16 protein-coding genes are annotated in these 14808 nt (G+C 65.5%); 9 read left to right on the top strand and 7 right to left on the bottom strand.

Features of this window, described 5'->3' with window-relative positions:
• Window positions 1–28 precede the first annotated feature (28 nt).
• Genes EL388_RS03475 through aat form a run of 3 tightly spaced genes read right to left on the bottom strand, consistent with a single transcriptional unit; the run spans window position 29 to window position 1996 of the window.
• Complete coding sequence (locus EL388_RS03475) at window positions 29–583, bottom strand: hypothetical protein (RefSeq protein WP_126459647.1); 555 nt, start codon at window positions 581–583, stop codon at window positions 29–31.
• The gene (locus EL388_RS03470) at window positions 583–1314 is read right to left on the bottom strand and encodes an arginyltransferase (RefSeq protein ID WP_126459644.1); all 732 of its coding nucleotides are present in this window, start codon (window positions 1312–1314) and stop codon (window positions 583–585) included. Before EL388_RS03470 ends, EL388_RS03475 begins: the two co-directional genes overlap by 1 nt.
• A complete protein-coding gene (gene aat / locus EL388_RS03465) occupies window positions 1283–1996 on the bottom strand; it encodes a leucyl/phenylalanyl-tRNA--protein transferase (protein ID WP_126459641.1) in 714 nt (237 codons plus the stop codon). The genes EL388_RS03470 and aat overlap by 32 nt, the downstream gene beginning before the upstream one ends.
• 39 nt (window positions 1997–2035) lie before the next feature.
• Between aat and EL388_RS03460 the strand changes: the two genes are divergently transcribed.
• The 9 genes from EL388_RS03460 (at window position 2036) to EL388_RS03420 (ending at window position 10118) form a co-directional block, all read left to right on the top strand.
• The gene (locus EL388_RS03460) at window positions 2036–4456 is read left to right on the top strand and encodes a heavy metal translocating P-type ATPase (RefSeq protein ID WP_126459638.1); all 2421 of its coding nucleotides are present in this window, start codon (window positions 2036–2038) and stop codon (window positions 4454–4456) included.
• A 33-nt stretch (window positions 4457–4489) separates the two neighbouring features.
• A complete protein-coding gene (gene ccoS, locus EL388_RS03455; RefSeq protein ID WP_126459635.1) occupies window positions 4490–4657 on the top strand; it encodes a cbb3-type cytochrome oxidase assembly protein CcoS in 168 nt (55 codons plus the stop codon).
• A gap of 117 nt (window positions 4658–4774) precedes the next feature.
• Window positions 4775–6208 carry a cytochrome-c oxidase, cbb3-type subunit I gene (gene ccoN, locus EL388_RS03450; protein ID WP_126459633.1) on the top strand — a complete coding sequence of 478 codons (1434 nt, stop codon included), beginning with the start codon at window positions 4775–4777 and terminating at the stop codon, window positions 6206–6208.
• Between the two features lie 17 nt (window positions 6209–6225).
• Window positions 6226–6840, top strand: coding sequence for a cytochrome-c oxidase, cbb3-type subunit II (ccoO, locus tag EL388_RS03445; protein WP_126459630.1), 615 nt, complete (start codon window positions 6226–6228; stop codon window positions 6838–6840).
• Window positions 6841–6842: 2 nt separating this feature from the next.
• A complete protein-coding gene (locus tag EL388_RS03440) occupies window positions 6843–7025 on the top strand; it encodes a cbb3-type cytochrome oxidase subunit 3 (RefSeq protein WP_126459627.1) in 183 nt (60 codons plus the stop codon).
• On the top strand, window positions 7022–7951 hold the full coding sequence (gene ccoP / locus EL388_RS03435; RefSeq protein ID WP_232019167.1) for a cytochrome-c oxidase, cbb3-type subunit III: 930 nt from the start codon (window positions 7022–7024) through the stop codon (window positions 7949–7951). Before EL388_RS03440 ends, ccoP begins: the two co-directional genes overlap by 4 nt.
• An 82-nt stretch (window positions 7952–8033) precedes the next feature.
• Window positions 8034–9440: a cytochrome c oxidase accessory protein CcoG gene (gene ccoG, locus EL388_RS03430; protein ID WP_126459624.1), complete on the top strand. Its 1407-nt coding sequence runs from the start codon at window positions 8034–8036 to the stop codon at window positions 9438–9440.
• Window positions 9437–9949 (top strand): FixH family protein, encoded by a 513-nt coding sequence (locus EL388_RS03425; RefSeq protein WP_126459622.1) that lies wholly within the window; start codon window positions 9437–9439, stop codon window positions 9947–9949. The genes ccoG and EL388_RS03425 overlap by 4 nt, the downstream gene beginning before the upstream one ends.
• A gap of 37 nt (window positions 9950–9986) precedes the next feature.
• Window positions 9987–10118, top strand: a complete 132-nt coding sequence (locus EL388_RS03420; protein ID WP_126459619.1) for a DUF3149 domain-containing protein — start codon at window positions 9987–9989, stop codon at window positions 10116–10118.
• 9 nt (window positions 10119–10127) lie between these two features.
• Here EL388_RS03420 and fliI read toward each other — a convergent pair whose 3' ends face one another.
• The 4 genes from fliI to fliF are packed head-to-tail and all read right to left on the bottom strand — an operon-like array spanning window position 10128 to window position 14806.
• The gene (gene fliI, locus EL388_RS03415) at window positions 10128–11540 is read right to left on the bottom strand and encodes a flagellar protein export ATPase FliI (protein WP_269470954.1); all 1413 of its coding nucleotides are present in this window, start codon (window positions 11538–11540) and stop codon (window positions 10128–10130) included.
• Window positions 11528–12160, bottom strand: a complete 633-nt coding sequence (locus EL388_RS03410) for a flagellar assembly protein FliH (protein ID WP_126459613.1) — start codon at window positions 12158–12160, stop codon at window positions 11528–11530. Before EL388_RS03410 ends, fliI begins: the two co-directional genes overlap by 13 nt.
• A 16-nt stretch (window positions 12161–12176) precedes the next feature.
• A complete protein-coding gene (gene fliG, locus EL388_RS03405) occupies window positions 12177–13175 on the bottom strand; it encodes a flagellar motor switch protein FliG (protein ID WP_126459610.1) in 999 nt (332 codons plus the stop codon).
• Window positions 13172–14806 carry a flagellar basal-body MS-ring/collar protein FliF gene (gene fliF, locus EL388_RS03400; protein WP_126459607.1) on the bottom strand — a complete coding sequence of 545 codons (1635 nt, stop codon included), beginning with the start codon at window positions 14804–14806 and terminating at the stop codon, window positions 13172–13174. The genes fliG and fliF overlap by 4 nt, the downstream gene beginning before the upstream one ends.
• Window positions 14807–14808 lie beyond the last annotated feature (2 nt).

The raw sequence follows: 14808 nt of genomic DNA, 5'->3' as shown, positions 1-14808 counted from the left end.
GCTTTGGCGGAACTGTCTCGCTCTCTCATTAGTGTTTGTTTTGCTTGGCTAATTGGCCGAGTATATCCAAAACCAGCTCGCGACCTAAGCCGCCCATGCCACGGGTAAGCAGGTCGGCATCCCGCTCGCCGTCGATCAGCCGGCGCATGATGCCGCCCAGTCGGGCCATGTCGCCCCCGGCCTTGACCATCTGCTCGGCCATGTTGGCCAAGGCGGCGAAGGCCTGGACATCGCCCCGCGCGGCCGCCTCGATCATGGCGGCCAGGCCCGGCGCGGCGGCGCCGGCCTCGGGTTGGCTGTCCAGCGGCGGCAAGGTTGCCGGGTCGATGATGCCGGCCAGGATGGCCTCGGCGATCACCCGATCCTCGTCGTCCAGGCCCAGGAGCACGCTGCGGTCACGCCTGCCCTGGCCGATCTGGCGGATGGCGCCGACCAGGCGACCCCAGCCCTGGGCCTCGGCCGCCTGCAAGGCGCCGTCCAGCTCGGCCTTGAGCGCGGGATTGACCATGGCCTGGACCACGGCGTGGATGAACTGGGCGTGCACCCGCAAGATCTGTTCGGCGGCGGCCGGCAGCTGGGCCATCAACTCTCCTCCTGCAAGCGTTGCCACTGACCGTCGAGCAGGCCTTCGATCGGGCGGTATTGGGTTTTGTAGGCCATCTTCGGGCTCTCCTGGATCCAGTAGCCCAGATAGAGATAGGGCAGACCCAGCTTGCGGGCCAGTTCGATCTCGGCCAGCACGCCGTAGACGCCCAGACTGCGTCGGACCAGCGCGGGCTCGTAGAAGGTGTAGACCGCCGACAGGCCGTCGAGCAGGCGGTCGATCAGGCCGACCATGACCACCTCGCCGTCCAGGCGGAACTCGGCCAGGGCGCTGTCGACCTGGCTTTTCAGGAGGAAGCTGCGGTATTGCTCGCGGTCGTCCTCGTCCATGCCGCCACCGGGGTGGCGCGACTGCTGGTAGCGGCGATACAGGCGGTAGTGCTCCTCCTCGAAGCTCAGGGGCTTGAGTTCCAGCACGAGGTCCTGGTTGCGCGCATTGCAGCGGCGCTGGCTGCGGTTGGGCACGAATGCATCCACCGGCACCCGCACCGGCACGCAGGCCCGGCAGGTATCGCAGCGCGGCCGGTAGACGAACAGGCCGCTGCGGCGAAAGCCGGCGCGCACCAGCTCGGAATAGACCGTGGTGTCGATCAGGCTGTAGGGCGTGGCCACCTGCGAACGGGCCTGCCGCTGCGGCAGGTAGCTGCAGGGATAGGGCGCCGTCAGATACAACTGCAGTCTATGGATGGGCAGTTCGCGCAACGAGGTCATGATCGAAGGTCCATTTGCCGGGACGGCCGGGTTCGGCGGTCAGGCAGTCCAATTGTGCCCGAAACTCGGGCCGCGCAATCGGCCGGGCGCCGAGCGAGGCCAGATGCCGGGTCACCATCTGGCAATCGATCAGACCGAAACCCCAGCGCTTCAGTTGCCGCACCAGATGGGCCAGGGCCAGTTTCGAGCCATCGCTGATGCGGGTGAACATGGATTCGCCGAAGAAGGCCCGGCCCAGGGCGACGCCATAGAGGCCGGCGACCAGGCGGCCGTCCAGCCAGGTTTCGACCGAATGGGCATAGCCCGCCGCATGCAGCCGGCCGTAGGCGGCCTGCATCTCGGACGTGATCCAGGTGCCGGCCTGGCCCGCTCTCGGCTCGGCGCAGCCCTGCATGACCTCGGCGAAGGCGGTGTCGACCCGGATCTCGTAGTCCGGTTTCTTCAGGCGCCGCGCCAGGGAGCGCGATACCTTGAATTCGTCGGGATAGAGCACCATGCGCGGGTCGGGCGACCACCAAAAGATGGGCTCGCCCGGGTTGAACCAGGGGTAGATGCCGCGGGCGTAGGCCTCGAGCAGGCGCTCGAGCGAGAGGTCACCGCCCACGGCAAGCAGGCCGTTGGGCTCGCGCAGGGCGGCTTCGAGCGGGGGAAAGGGCGCGGCGCCGGCGAGCCAGGGAATCATGCCCCTATTGTAAAATGCCGGACCGAGAAAATTCCCCCGATGACCTCCCCCGCCCCTTCCCCCGAAACGCCGCGCTGTTTCCACTGCGGCGACGCCCTGCCTGCCGGCGCCGATTACCCCATTACTCTGCGTGGCGAGATCAAGCCAGCCTGCTGCCGCGGCTGCCAGGCGGTGGCCCAGGTCATCATCGATTCGGGCAATGCCGATTATTACCGCCTGCGCACCGATTTCCCGGCCACAGCCGAGGCCGCGCTGGAGGAACTGAAGAAGCTCGAGCTCTACGACCTGCCCGAGGTGCAGGCCGGCTTCGTCAAGGCCGAAGGCGAGGTACGCGAGGCCAGCCTGATCCTGGAAGGCATCGTCTGCGCCGCCTGCGTCTGGCTGAACGAGCGCCACCTGCGGCAACTGCCGGGGGTGATCTCGGCCGACATTAACTTCTCCACCCGCCGCGCCCGGGTGCGCTGGGACGAAGGCCGGGTCAAGCTGTCGCAGATCCTCAAGGCGGTGCAGGAGATCGGCTACCTGGCCCACCCCTTCGACACCAGCCGGCAGGAGGAGCTCTACCGCAAGGAGCGCAATACCGCGATCCGTCGCCTGGCCATCGCCGGCCTGGGCATGATGCAGGTGATGATGTACGCCATCCCGGTCTATCTGGCCGAGGAAGGCACCATGACGCCGGACATCCTGCAGCTCATGCGCATCGCCGGCATGGTGCTGACCACACCAGTGGTGTTCTATTCGGCCTGGCCCTTCTTCCAGGGCGCCGCCCGCGACCTGGCGGTGCGCCGCCTGGGCATGGACGTGCCGGTGGCCCTGGGCGTGGCCGTGGCCTATGCGGCCAGCGTCTGGGCCGTGCTCAGCCGGTCGGGCGAGGTCTATTTCGACTCGGTCACCATGTTCGTCTTCTTCCTGCTCACCGGCCGCTTCCTGGAGATGAGCGCGCGCAAGCGTTCGGCCGAGGCGGCGGAGAGCCTGATCAAGCTGATCCCGGCCGCCGCCGTACGCCTGCCCCACTACCCGGCCGACCGGACCGAGGAGACCGTGGCCGCGGTCAAGCTCAATCCGGGTGACCACATCCTGGTCGGTCCGGGCGAGAGCTTCCCGGCCGACGGTCGGGTGGTGGAAGGCGCCTCGACCGCCGACGAATCGCTGCTCACCGGCGAATCGACGCCGCTGGCCAAGCAGCAGGGCCAGGCTGTTATCGGCGGCAGCCTCAACCTGGACAGCCCCTTGGTGGTCCAAGTGGAGAAGGTCGGCGCCGACACCGTGCTCTCCGGCATCGTCCGCCTGCTCGACCGCGCCCTGGCCGAAAAGCCGCGGCTGGCATTGGCCGCCGACCGGGTGGCGCACTGGTTCGTGTTGGTGGTCCTCCTGATCTCGGCCGGGGTGGCGATGGCATGGTATGCCATCGATCCCTCGCGCGCGCTCTGGATCACAGTCTCGGTCCTGGTGGTCACCTGCCCCTGTGCCCTGGCCCTGGCCACGCCGGCGGCGCTGACCGTGGCCCTGGGCCGCCTGACCCGACTGGGGCTGCTCTCCACCCGCGGCCACGCCCTGGAAACCCTGGCCCGCGCCACCGACTTCGTCTTCGACAAGACCGGCACCCTGACCACCGGCCGCTTCCGTCTGTTGCAGACTGAAACCGTGCGCGGAGACGCGGCCTCGGCACTGGCCATCGCCGCCGCCTTGGAACAGGGCGCCACCCATCCGGTGGCCAGCGCCATCCGCGAGGCGGCGGGCGCTGCCGCCCTGCAGGCGGAAGAGCTGAACTATCTGCCGGGCCAGGGCGTGCAGGGCCGGGTGGCCGGGCGGACCTATCGCCTGGGCGCGCCGGTCTATGCCGCACCCGGCCACGAGTTGCCGGCCAGCCTTAACGGCAGCGTCATCGCCCTGGCCGACGAGGCCGGTCCACTCGCCTGGTTCGAACTGGGCGACGAACTGCGGCCGCAGGCGCCGGCCCTGGTCGCACAGCTCAAGGCCCTGGGCCTGCGCCTGCGCCTGTATTCCGGTGATCGGCCGGAAAACGTCGCTCGCATGGGCCGAACCCTTGGCATCGAGGACGCCCGCGGCGGCATGCTGCCGGCCGACAAGCTGGCCGCGGTGCGGGAATTGCAAGAACAGGGCGCCATCGTCGCCATGACCGGCGACGGCGTGAACGATGCCCCGGTGCTGGCCCAGGCCCAGGTCTCGATCGCGGTCGACCAGGGGGCCGAGGCGGCCCAGGCCGCGGCGGACATGGTGCTGCTGTCCAATGAATTGGCCCGGCTGGCGGACGGCGTGCGCCTGGCGCGCAAGACCCAGGTGATCATCCGGCAGAACCTGTTGTGGTCGGTGCTCTACAACGTCATCGCCATCCCGGCGGCGGCCCTGGGCTATGTCTCGCCCTGGCTGGCCGGCATCGGCATGTCGATGAGCTCCTTGCTGGTGGTGCTCAACGCCATGCGGCTGAACCGGGTCTGATGGCGACGGACTTTTGTACTAAGTTTATAAATTATGGATATTCTTTATCTGCTCATCCCACTCAGCATCGTCTTCGTCGCGGTGATCGCGATGGGCCTGCTGTGGGCCGTGAAAAGCGGCCAATTCGAGGACATGGAAGGGCCGGCCCACCGCATCCTGATGGATGACGACGACGAACCGCCGGCCAAGAACCGCGATTAGTACCTGCGACCAATTGACACAGGTCAAGACCAAATATTAGGATTTCGAAGTCTTAATTAGCTGTTAGTAGTTCGCTCAACCAAAAGCTGTTCACCTCAACCCGCGAAGGAGGCCTGTATGCAAGCAACGACATACAACTACAAGGTCGTCCGGCAATTCGCCATCATGACAGTCGTCTGGGGCATTGTCGGTATGTTGGTCGGCGTCATCCTATCGGCCCAGTTGATCTGGCCGACCCTGACCGAGGCCCTCGGGCCCCTGGCACCCTATCTCTCCTATGGCCGCATCCGGCCGTTGCACACCAATGCGGTGATCTTCGCCTTCGGCGGTTCCGGTCTGTTCGCCGCTTCCCTGTTCATCGTCCAGCGCACCTGCCAGACCCGCCTGATCTCGGACGGCCTGGCCGCCTTAGTGTTCTGGGGCTGGCAGCTGGTCATCCTGCTCGCCGCCATCAGCCTGCCGCTCGGTTTCACCAGCGCCAAGGAATACGCCGAGCTGGAGTGGCCGATCGACATCCTGATCGCGGTGGTCTGGGTGGCCTATGCCGTGCTCTTCTTCGGCACCATCATCAAGCGCAAGACCCAGCACATCTACGTGGCCAACTGGTTCTTCGGCGCCTACATCGTGACCATCGCCGTGCTGCACATCGTCAACAGCATGGAGTTCCCGGTCACCCTGACCAAGTCCTACTCCATGTATGCCGGCGTGCATGACGCCATGGTCCAGTGGTGGTACGGCCACAACGCGGTCGGCTTCTTCCTGACCACCGCCTTCCTCGGCATGATGTATTACTTCGTGCCCAAGCAGGCCGGCCGGCCGATCTTCTCCTACCGGCTGTCGATCGTGCACTTCTGGTCGCTCAACTTCATCTACATGTGGGCCGGCCCGCACCATCTGCTCTATACCGCCCTGCCCGACTGGGCCCAGTCGCTCGGCATGATCTTCTCACTGATGCTGATCGCGCCGTCCTGGGGCGGCATGATGAACGGCATCATGACCCTGTCCGGCGCCTGGCATAAGCTGCGCACCGACCCCATCCTGAAGTTCCTGATCACCGCCCTGTCGTTCTACGGCATGTCGACCTTCGAGGGCCCGATGATGTCGGTGAAGACGGTGAACGCCCTGTCGCACTATACCGAGTGGACCATCGGCCACGTGCACTCCGGGGCCCTGGGCTGGGTGGCGATGATCACCATCGGCTCCATGTACTACCTGATCCCGCGCCTGTTCGGCCGGGAGGAGATGTACAGCGTGAAGCTGATCAACACCCACTTCTGGGTCGCCACCATCGGCGTCGTGCTCTACATCGCCGCCCTCTGGATCGCCGGCGTGGCCCAGGGCCTGATGTGGCGCGCAACCAACGCCGACGGTACCCTGACCTACAGCTTCGTCCAGTCGGTGGAGGTGATGTATCCCTTCTACTACATCCGTCTGCTGGGCGGCCTGATGTTCTTCGGCGGCATGCTGCTGATGGCCTACAACGTCTGGAAAACCGTGGCAGCGGGCAAGGCCGTCAATGACGCGCGCATCCCCGAAGCGGTTGCCGCCTGATCCGAAGGAGACCGAACATGATTGCTCACAAGCTCATCGAGAAGAACATCGGTCTGCTGATCGTGCTGACCATCCTCGTCATCAGCATCGGCGGCCTGGTCCAGATCATCCCGCTCTATTTCCAGAAATCGACCACCGAGCCGATGCCTGGGGTGAAGCCGTATAGCGCGATGGAACTGGCCGGCCGGGACATCTACATCCGGGAAGGCTGCAACACCTGCCACTCCCAGATGGTCCGTCCCTTCCGGGCCGAGACCGAACGCTACGGCCACTATTCGGTCGCCGGCGAATTCGTCTACGACCGGCCCTTCCTCTGGGGTTCCAAGCGCACAGGGCCCGACCTGCACCGGGTGGGCGGCCGCTATTCCAACGAATGGCATTACGTGCACCTGATGAACCCGCGCGACGTCGTGCCGGAATCGAACATGCCGGCCTACCCCTGGCTGGCCGATCGCACCCTCGATGGCGCCGAGATCCAGAAGAAGATGCGCGTGCTCAAGGACTGGGCCGGTCATCCCTACACGGATGACGAGATCGCCCAGGCCGCGGATGCGGTGAACGGCAAAACCGAAATTGATGCCGTGATCACCTACCTGCAATCGCTCGGCATCCACGCACCCAAGGCTAACTGAATATGGACTCCGGCCTGATCGGCTCCGCCGTCACCGTCATCTTCTTCCTGCTCTTCGTCGGCATCGTCTGGTGGGCCTACCACAAGGACAACCGCGAGAAATACGAGCAGGCGGGACGGCTTCCGTTCGAGGAAGACGAGGCGGAACGCCGCACCCAGGCCCATTCTGAGGAGAAAGCGCAATGAACTACGGCATGCCTGATTTCATCGGCGAGTTCTGGCACTACTACATTGCCATCATCACCGTCATTTCGATTGTCGGCATCATCTGGTTCCTGAAGAGCCAGACCACGCGCAAGCTCGCCGCCGGCGAGCAGGCCGAACTGATGGCCCCGACCTGGGACGGCGACCTGCAGGAACTGAACAACCCCCTGCCGCGCTGGTGGCTGTACATGTTTTATTTCCTGATCGTCTTCAGCATCGCCTATCTGGTGCTCTACCCCGGCCTCGGCAAGTTCGCCGGCAGCTGGAGCTGGACCTCGGCCGATGCCTATCAGCAGGAAAAGGCCCGGGTCGACGCCCAGTTCAACGCCCAGTTCCAGCCCTTCCTGGGCATGGACCTGAAGGCGGTGGCGGCCGACCCCAAGGCACGGGAGATGGGCGAGCGCCTGTTCATGGCCTATTGCTCGACCTGCCACGGCACCGACGGCAAGGGCGCCAAGAGCAGCCGCCTGTTCCCCAACCTGACCGACAACGAGTGGCTGTTCGGCGGCGGCGACCCCGAGGCGATCAAGGCCAGCATCGCCTACGGCCGCCTGGGCGAAATGCCGGCGCTGGGCGATGCCGTGGGCGGCGAGGCCGGCGCCAAGGAACTGGCCAATTACGTCCTGTCGCTTTCGGGCAAGCCGCACGACACCAATCTGGCCGCCGCCGGCCGGGCCAAATGGGCGATCTGCGCCGGCTGCCACGGCGAGGACGGCAAGGGCAACCTGGCCATCTCCGCGCCCGACCTGACCGACCAGGCCTGGCTCTATAGCGGCACCGAGAGCGGCATCATGGAGACCATCGTCAAGGGCCGCAAAGGCGGCATGCCGGCGCAGCTGGAGCACTTGGGCGAAGCCAAGGTGCACCTCTTGGCCGGTTACGTGCTGTCCCTGTCCGCTAGCAAGTGAGTCCCCAGCCGTGGCCGGGCAACCGGCCGCGGCTTCCTACGAGTGCCGGCAAGGCACCATTGTTTGAGAGGCTATCTGCAAGATGGTTGAACCCCAGAACGCGCCCGGCACCGGCGAGATGGAGCAACAGCTGCTCGAAGTCCGGCAGAAGATTCACCCCCGAGCCGTCCATGGCTGGTTCAACAACTGGCGCATCGCGCTGGTGCTGTTCACCCAGATCGTCTTCTATGGCCTGCCCTGGCTGCAGTGGCAGGATCACCAGGCGGTGCTGTTCGATCTGGCCGCCCGCAAGTTCTATCTGTTCGACCTCGTGCTCTGGCCCCAGGACTTCATCTGGCTGGCCGCACTCCTGATCATCTCCGCCCTCGCCCTGTTCCTGTTCACCGCGGTGGCCGGCCGCCTGTGGTGCGGCTACGCCTGTCCGCAGACGGTCTACACCGAGCTGTTCATGTGGATCGAACAGGCCTTCGAGGGCGACCATATCCGCCGCCGCAAGCTGGAAACCGCGCCCTGGAATCTGGAAAAGATTCTTCGCCGCGGCGGCAAGCATGTAACCTGGGTGCTGCTCGCGCTCTGGACCGGCTTCACCTTCGTCGGCTATTTCACCCCCATCGAAGTGCTCGGCCAGGAAGTGCTGCAACTGCAACTCGGCCCCTGGGAGACCTTCTGGATCCTGTTCTACGGCTTTGCCACCTGGGGTTTCGCCGGCTTCATGCGCGAGCAGGTCTGCAAATACATGTGCCCTTACGCCCGCTTCCAGAGCGTGATGTTCGACCCGGACACCCTGATCATCACCTACGACTACAAGCGCGGCGAGCCGCGCGGTTCTCGCAAGAAGGGCTTGGACCACAAGGCGCAGGGGCTGGGCGATTGCGTCGACTGCGGTATCTGCGTCCAGGTCTGCCCGACCGGCATCGACATCCGCAACGGTCTGCAATACATGTGCATCGGCTGTGCCGCCTGCGTCGACGCCTGCGACCAGGTGATGAGCAAAGTGGGCTACCCGAAGGGCCTGATCCGCTATTCCACCGAGAACGCCATCGAGGGCAAGTACCCCGACTCGGCCATCTGGCGCCACAGCCTGCGGCCGCGCACCCTGGTCTACGGCCTGATCCTGCTCGGCATCATCGGCACCTTCCTCTACACCCTGGCCGGGCGCATCCCCTTGCGGGTGGACATCATGCGCGACCGCCAGACCCTGGCCCGGGAGGCGCCCGACGGTCAGGTCGAGAACCTCTACCGCATGCAGATCATCAACATGGACCAGCGGCCGCACCGCTACCAGATCACCGCCCGCGGCGTCGAAGGCCTGACCGTGGCCACTGGCCAGCAGGTGGACATCCCCGCCCTGGAAACGGCGAACATCAACGTCAACCTGCGCACCCAGCCCATGCGCCTGGAACGCCCCAGCACCCCCATCATCTTCGAGGTCCGGGCCATGGATGACAAAACCATCGTCCAGGAAGCAAAATCGAGTTTTCTCAGATGAGCGAACCCGCCTTGATCCCTGAGCACAAGCTGCCCTGGTGGCGGCACCCATGGCCGTGGTTCCTGATGGCGCTGCCGATGAGCGCGGTGATCGGCGGCATCGTCACCATCTGGCTGGCGACCAGCAACGCCGACGACCTGGTCAGCGACGATTACTACAAGGACGGCCTGGCCATCCGCCAGGTGGTGGAACGCGACGCCCGGGCCGAACAACTCGGCCTCAGCGCCAAGCTGGATGTCCAGGCCGGCATCCTCAAGGTCAACCTGGGCGACAAGCTGCCCACCAGCATCGGCCACTTGAAGCTCCAGTTGATCCACCCCACCCAGGCCGGACAGGACATCACCCTCACCCTGAAGGCGGTGGGCAAACACGAATTCATCACGCCCCTGCCCGCCCTGACGGCTGGCAGGTATCAGATTCGACTGGAACCGCCCGATCGCAGTTGGCGCCTGACCGGAGAATGGCACAGCCCGTTCACCGACCGGTTGACGCTGCAAGCACACCTTTGAAGGCCCTGTACAACCAAACCAAAAAGGAGATGCAAGCATGGACGTCATCATGAAGGAGCTGTTCACCACCGACATCGGCCTGCTGGCCCTGTTCACCCTTGGCTTCATCATCGCCATGGGGCTGTTCCTCTGGTACCGCTTCACGAAATACGCCCGCGAAGGGCACTGATCAGGACGATCAGACAGGCAAAGACAGCAACGCCTCCAACTGGAGGCGGCTGGCTGTGTAATCTTCCTTATCCAGGAAATCCTGGGCGAGGAAGGCCTCCATCCTGGGATAGAGCGCGATCGCCTCGTCCAGTTGGGCATCGTTGCCCCGGACATAGGCGCCGATGGTGATCAGATCCCGGCTGCGCTGGTAGCGAGCGTAGAGCCCCTTGAAGCGGCGGACCAATTCCAACTCATTCCGGCTCAGCAATTCGGTCGCCACCCGCGAGATCGAGGCCTCGATGTCGATCGCCGGGTAATGCCCCTGGTCGGCCAACTGGCGCGACAACACGATGTGGCCATCGAGGATGGCCCGGGCGGCGTCGGCAATCGGGTCCTGCTGATCATCGCCCTCGGTCAGCACGGTGTAGAAGGCGGTGATCGAACCCGAACCGTCGTGGCTGTTGCCGGCCCGCTCGACCAGCTGCGGCAGCTTGGCGAAGACCGAGGGCGGATAGCCCTTGGTCGCCGGCGGCTCGCCCACCGCCAGGGCAATCTCGCGCTGGGCCTGGGCATAGCGGGTGAGCGAATCCATGATCAAGAGCACATGCTGACCCTGATCGCGAAAATATTCCGCCACCGCCGTGGCGTAGGCCGCGCCATGCAGGCGCAGCAGCGGCGGCGAATCGGCGGGCGAGGCCACCACCACGGCCCGGCGCAGGCCCTCCTCGCCCAGGATATTCTCGATGAACTCCTTCACCTCGCGGCCACGTTCGCCGATCAGGCCGACCACGACCACATCGGCCGAGGTATACCGAGCCATCATGCCCAGCAGCATGGATTTGCCGACGCCACTGCCCGCGAACAGGCCCATGCGCTGGCCACGGCCGACGGTGAGCAGGGCGTTGATCGCGCGCACGCCGACATCGAGCACCTCGCGGATCGGCTCGCGCTCCATGGGATTGACCGGCCGGCTGTAGAGCGGACCTTGGCGTTGGGCGGTGACCGGGCCCAAGCGATCTAGCGGCCGACCGGCGCCGTCGATCACCCGGCCGAGCAGTTCCGGCCCGACCGTGACCTGGCGGATACGGTCCTCGTTGCGCCGGCTGTGGTGATAAGGCTGGTAGAGCTGGGGTGGATCGACCTTGCAAGCGTTGCAAGGCTCGACCAGGGCGCCGGGCATCAGGCCATAGATATCGGTAGCCGGCATCAGGAACAGGCGGTCGCCGGAGAAGCCGACCACTTCGGCATCGACCCGGGCGCCGCCCGGCATCGAGACCTGGCAGCTGACGCCGGTGGCCAGCTTGAGCCCCACCGCTTCCATGACCAGGCCCGCCACCCGGGTGAGCCGGCCGCTGACATGCCAGGAAGCGGCATGGTCCAAGGCCTCCCGGCAGTTGCGCAGATAGTCCTTGAGCCCGGCGGCCCGGCTTACTTGAGCCACTCGGGATTCGCCCCCAGGGCCGCGACGACCTCCTGCCAGCGCGTCGGCAGCGTGGCATCGAGTTCACCCTGTGCGCTTTCGATACGGAAACCGCCGGCTTGCATCGCGGCATCCTCGCTCACCCGCCAATTCAGATGGCCATGCTCGTGCGCCAGCCAGTCCCTAACAATGGCGGCATCGCTCGGGTGGACGATCAGCTTGGGGTGGCCGCTCAAGGCAGGCAGGTGGGCCAGGGCATCCTGCACGGTCTTCAGCATCAGCTCGGGCTGAGCCCGGAAACTCGTACCGACCACCTGCCGGGCGATGGCCAGAGCCAGCTGCAACACTTCCTCGGCTAGGGCCTGGTCTTGCTGCAGTTTCTCCTGCTCCAGCGCCAGAAACAGGGCCCGGGCCTGCTGGCTGAATGCCTCGCCGACCCGGCGGCCTTCGGCCTCACCCAGCTGATAGCCCTCCTGATAGGCCTCCTGATGGATGCGTTCGACCTCTTCGGCAGTCGGCAGCCGCACCTCCTCGGCCGGCTCGGCCTCCTGGCTGGCGGCCTTGTCCTGGCTCTCGAAGGCGCCCAGCTCCCAACGCTGGTAAGCGGTGAGTTCGTCTTTCGGGATGATGCGGGACGGCATGTCTGGCGTTCCGGGCTTACTCGATCAGGCTTTCCTCGCCACCCTTGCCGCCGAGGACGATCTGGCCCTCGTCGGCCAGACGGCGGACGATCTTGAGGATTTCCTTCTGCTCCGACTCCACCTCGGACAGGCGCACCGGGCCTTTGGCCTCGAGGTCTTCCTTGAGCGCCTCGGAGGCCCGGCTCGACATGTTCTTGAAGATCTTTTCCCGCAGTTCCTGGTTCGTACCCTTGAGCGCGACGATGAGGCTCTCGGACTGGACCTCGCGCAGCAGCAGCTGGATGGCACGGTCGTCCAGGTCGAGCAGGTTGTCGAAGGTGAACATCTTGTCCTGAATGGCCTGGGCCAGCTCCGGGTCCTGCTCGCGGATGCTGGCCAGCACCGAGGCCTCCTGGGTGCCGGCCATGTAGTTGAGGATGTCGGCCGCCGCTTGGACGCCGCCAACCGAGCTCTTCTTGGTCCGGTCGCTGCCGGACAACAGCTGCGACAGCACGTCGTTCAACTCGCGCAGGGCCACCGGCTGCACGCCCTCGAGCGTGGCGATGCGCATCATCACATCGTTGCGCAGGCGCTCGACGAAGTACTGCATGACCTCGCTGGCATGGTCGCGATCGAGATGGACCAGGATGGTGGCAATGATCTGCGGATGCTCGTTGCGGATCATCTCGGCCACCGAGGCCGCGTCCATCCACTTCAGACCCTCGATGCCGGTGTTGTCCTGCCCCTGCAGGATGCGCTCGATGATGTGGGTGGCCTTGTCGTCGCCCAGGGCCTTACGCAGCACGGTACGCAGATATTCGTCGGAATCGGCCAGGCTCACCCGCCCCACCGTCTCCAGCCGGAAATCCTCCAGCACCTTCTCGATCTCCTCGCGGCCGACGTTGGCCAGCTTGGCCATGTGCGAGCCGAGCTTCTGCACCTCGCGCGGGCCCAGATGTTTGAACACCTCCGAGGCCTCATCGTGGCCCAGCGATAGCATCAAAATCGCACTACGGTGCAGGCCGTCTTCGCTCATTCCTTGGCCATCCATTCTCGGATGATGTCGGCCGCCGCCTTCGGGTTCTGCTTGGCGAATTCGCGTACCGACGCAATGTGGGCGTCATAGCCGGCCAGCTCCCGCTGGGCCAGCTTGGCATCGAAGGCGGCCAGCAGGTCCATCTCTTCCTCTGGCGCCTCGGCCGCCGGCTTCTTCGCCGTCGCCTTCATCCAATCCTTGAGCAAGGGTCGCAGGACACCGAACACCAGATAGAAGGCCAGACCGATCACCAACAGGTTCTTCAGGGCCTCCTTGGCAAAGGCGACGTTGCTTGGATCCTTCCAGAGCGGGATGTCGACCGGCTCGACCTTGGTCTCGGTGAAGGCGGCATTGACCACGTTGACGGTGTCGCCCCGCTCCTGGCTGAAGCCCATCGCCTCGCGCACCAGATTGGTCACCTGCTGCATCTCTTCCGGCGCCAGCGGCTTGGCCGCCTGGCCTGCCTGCTGGCGGTAGTTCACCACCACGGCAACGGACAAACGTTTGACCCGGCCCAAGGGCTCCTTGACGTGGCGGATGGTCCGGTCGACTTCAAAGTTGATGGTGTTTTCCTCGCGCCGGGAGCCCGCGTTGGCCTGTCCTTGGCCGGTGGCCGTGCCGGCATTGGCGCCGGGCTGGGCGGTCAGCGGCGCCGCCGCAGGACCGGGTGGCTGGTTGGTCAGGGCGCCGGGGATGCCGGCGGCCTGACCGCCATCGCCGTTGATGCTCTGCACCGACTGGCGACTGCGCACCGCCTGCTGGTCGGGCGTCGGATTGGGCTTATAGCTCTCGCTGGTCGACTCGGCTTCGGAGAAATCGAGATCGGCCCGCACCTCGGCCCGGACGTTGCCCTCGCCGACGATGGGCGAGACGATGGCCTCGACCCGCTTGGCGTAATAGGCCTCGATCTCGCGCAAATAGTCGAGCTGATTCGCGTTCAGGCCTTTCAGGCTATTGCTGTCGTTCTTGGCGGTGAGCAGCCGGCCAGCCTGGTCGACCACGGTGACGCTGTCGGCACCGAGTTCCGGCACGCTGCTGGAGACCATGTGCACGATGGCGTTGACCTGGGCGACGTCGAGCACCCGGCCGGGATAGAGGCTGACCAGGACCGAGGCGGAAGGCGCCTGCTTGTCGCGAATGAACACCGAGGGTTTGGGGATGGCCAGATGCACCCGCGCCGATTCGACCGGCGACAGCGACTGGATGGTGCGGGACAGTTCGCCCTCCAGGGCGCGCTGGTAGGTGACCTGTTCCTGGAACTGGGTCATGCCGAGCTTGGCGTTGTCCATCAGCTCGAAACCGACGGCGCCGCCGCGCGGCAGGCCCTGCGAGGCCAGGCGGAAACGCAGGTCGTAGACCTGCTCGGCCGGCACCAGGATGGCGCCGCTGCCCTCGGCCATCTTGTAGGGGATGTTCATCTGCTGCAAGGCGGTGACCACGGCGCCGCCGTCGCGCTCGGACAGGTTGGAGAAGAGGACGCGGTAATCGGGCGTGCGCGCCCACATGAACAGGCCCACCACCAGCGCGATCGCCGCGGCCAGGCTGACCAGAATGGCGAATTTTCGGGTGTTGGGAAGCTCGTTGAAGCGCTGGACGATGTTGCTGAACGACTGCTCAGGCGTGGCTGCCATGC

The organism is Sulfuritortus calidifontis (assembly GCF_003967275.1).
GTDB lineage: Bacteria > Pseudomonadota > Gammaproteobacteria > Burkholderiales > Thiobacillaceae > Sulfuritortus > Sulfuritortus calidifontis.
Note: the sequence above shows the minus strand (reverse complement) of the source record. Positions and strands in the feature narration are given on the sequence as shown.

What these genes read in the sequence shown, in the direction of transcription:
- EL388_RS03470 (WP_126459644.1), bottom strand. Translation starts at nt 1,314, where the DNA reads ATGACCTCGTTGCGCGAACTGCCCATCCATAGACTGCAGTTGTATCTG.
- EL388_RS03460 (WP_126459638.1), top strand. Translation starts at nt 2,036, where the DNA reads ATGACCTCCCCCGCCCCTTCCCCCGAAACGCCGCGCTGTTTCCACTGC.
- ccoO (WP_126459630.1), top strand. Translation starts at nt 6,226, where the DNA reads ATGATTGCTCACAAGCTCATCGAGAAGAACATCGGTCTGCTGATCGTG.
- EL388_RS03440 (WP_126459627.1), top strand. Translation starts at nt 6,843, where the DNA reads ATGGACTCCGGCCTGATCGGCTCCGCCGTCACCGTCATCTTCTTCCTG.
- fliF (WP_126459607.1), bottom strand. Translation starts at nt 14,806, where the DNA reads ATGGCAGCCACGCCTGAGCAGTCGTTCAGCAACATCGTCCAGCGCTTC.
- EL388_RS03475 (WP_126459647.1), bottom strand. Translation starts at nt 583, where the DNA reads ATGGCCCAGCTGCCGGCCGCCGCCGAACAGATCTTGCGGGTGCACGCC.
- ccoP (WP_232019167.1), top strand. Translation starts at nt 7,022, where the DNA reads ATGAACTACGGCATGCCTGATTTCATCGGCGAGTTCTGGCACTACTAC.
- EL388_RS03420 (WP_126459619.1), top strand. Translation starts at nt 9,987, where the DNA reads ATGGACGTCATCATGAAGGAGCTGTTCACCACCGACATCGGCCTGCTG.
- EL388_RS03425 (WP_126459622.1), top strand. Translation starts at nt 9,437, where the DNA reads ATGAGCGAACCCGCCTTGATCCCTGAGCACAAGCTGCCCTGGTGGCGG.
- ccoG (WP_126459624.1), top strand. Translation starts at nt 8,034, where the DNA reads ATGGTTGAACCCCAGAACGCGCCCGGCACCGGCGAGATGGAGCAACAG.
- EL388_RS03410 (WP_126459613.1), bottom strand. Translation starts at nt 12,160, where the DNA reads ATGCCGTCCCGCATCATCCCGAAAGACGAACTCACCGCTTACCAGCGT.
- ccoS (WP_126459635.1), top strand. Translation starts at nt 4,490, where the DNA reads ATGGATATTCTTTATCTGCTCATCCCACTCAGCATCGTCTTCGTCGCG.
- fliG (WP_126459610.1), bottom strand. Translation starts at nt 13,175, where the DNA reads ATGAGCGAAGACGGCCTGCACCGTAGTGCGATTTTGATGCTATCGCTG.
- aat (WP_126459641.1), bottom strand. Translation starts at nt 1,996, where the DNA reads ATGATTCCCTGGCTCGCCGGCGCCGCGCCCTTTCCCCCGCTCGAAGCC.
- ccoN (WP_126459633.1), top strand. Translation starts at nt 4,775, where the DNA reads ATGCAAGCAACGACATACAACTACAAGGTCGTCCGGCAATTCGCCATC.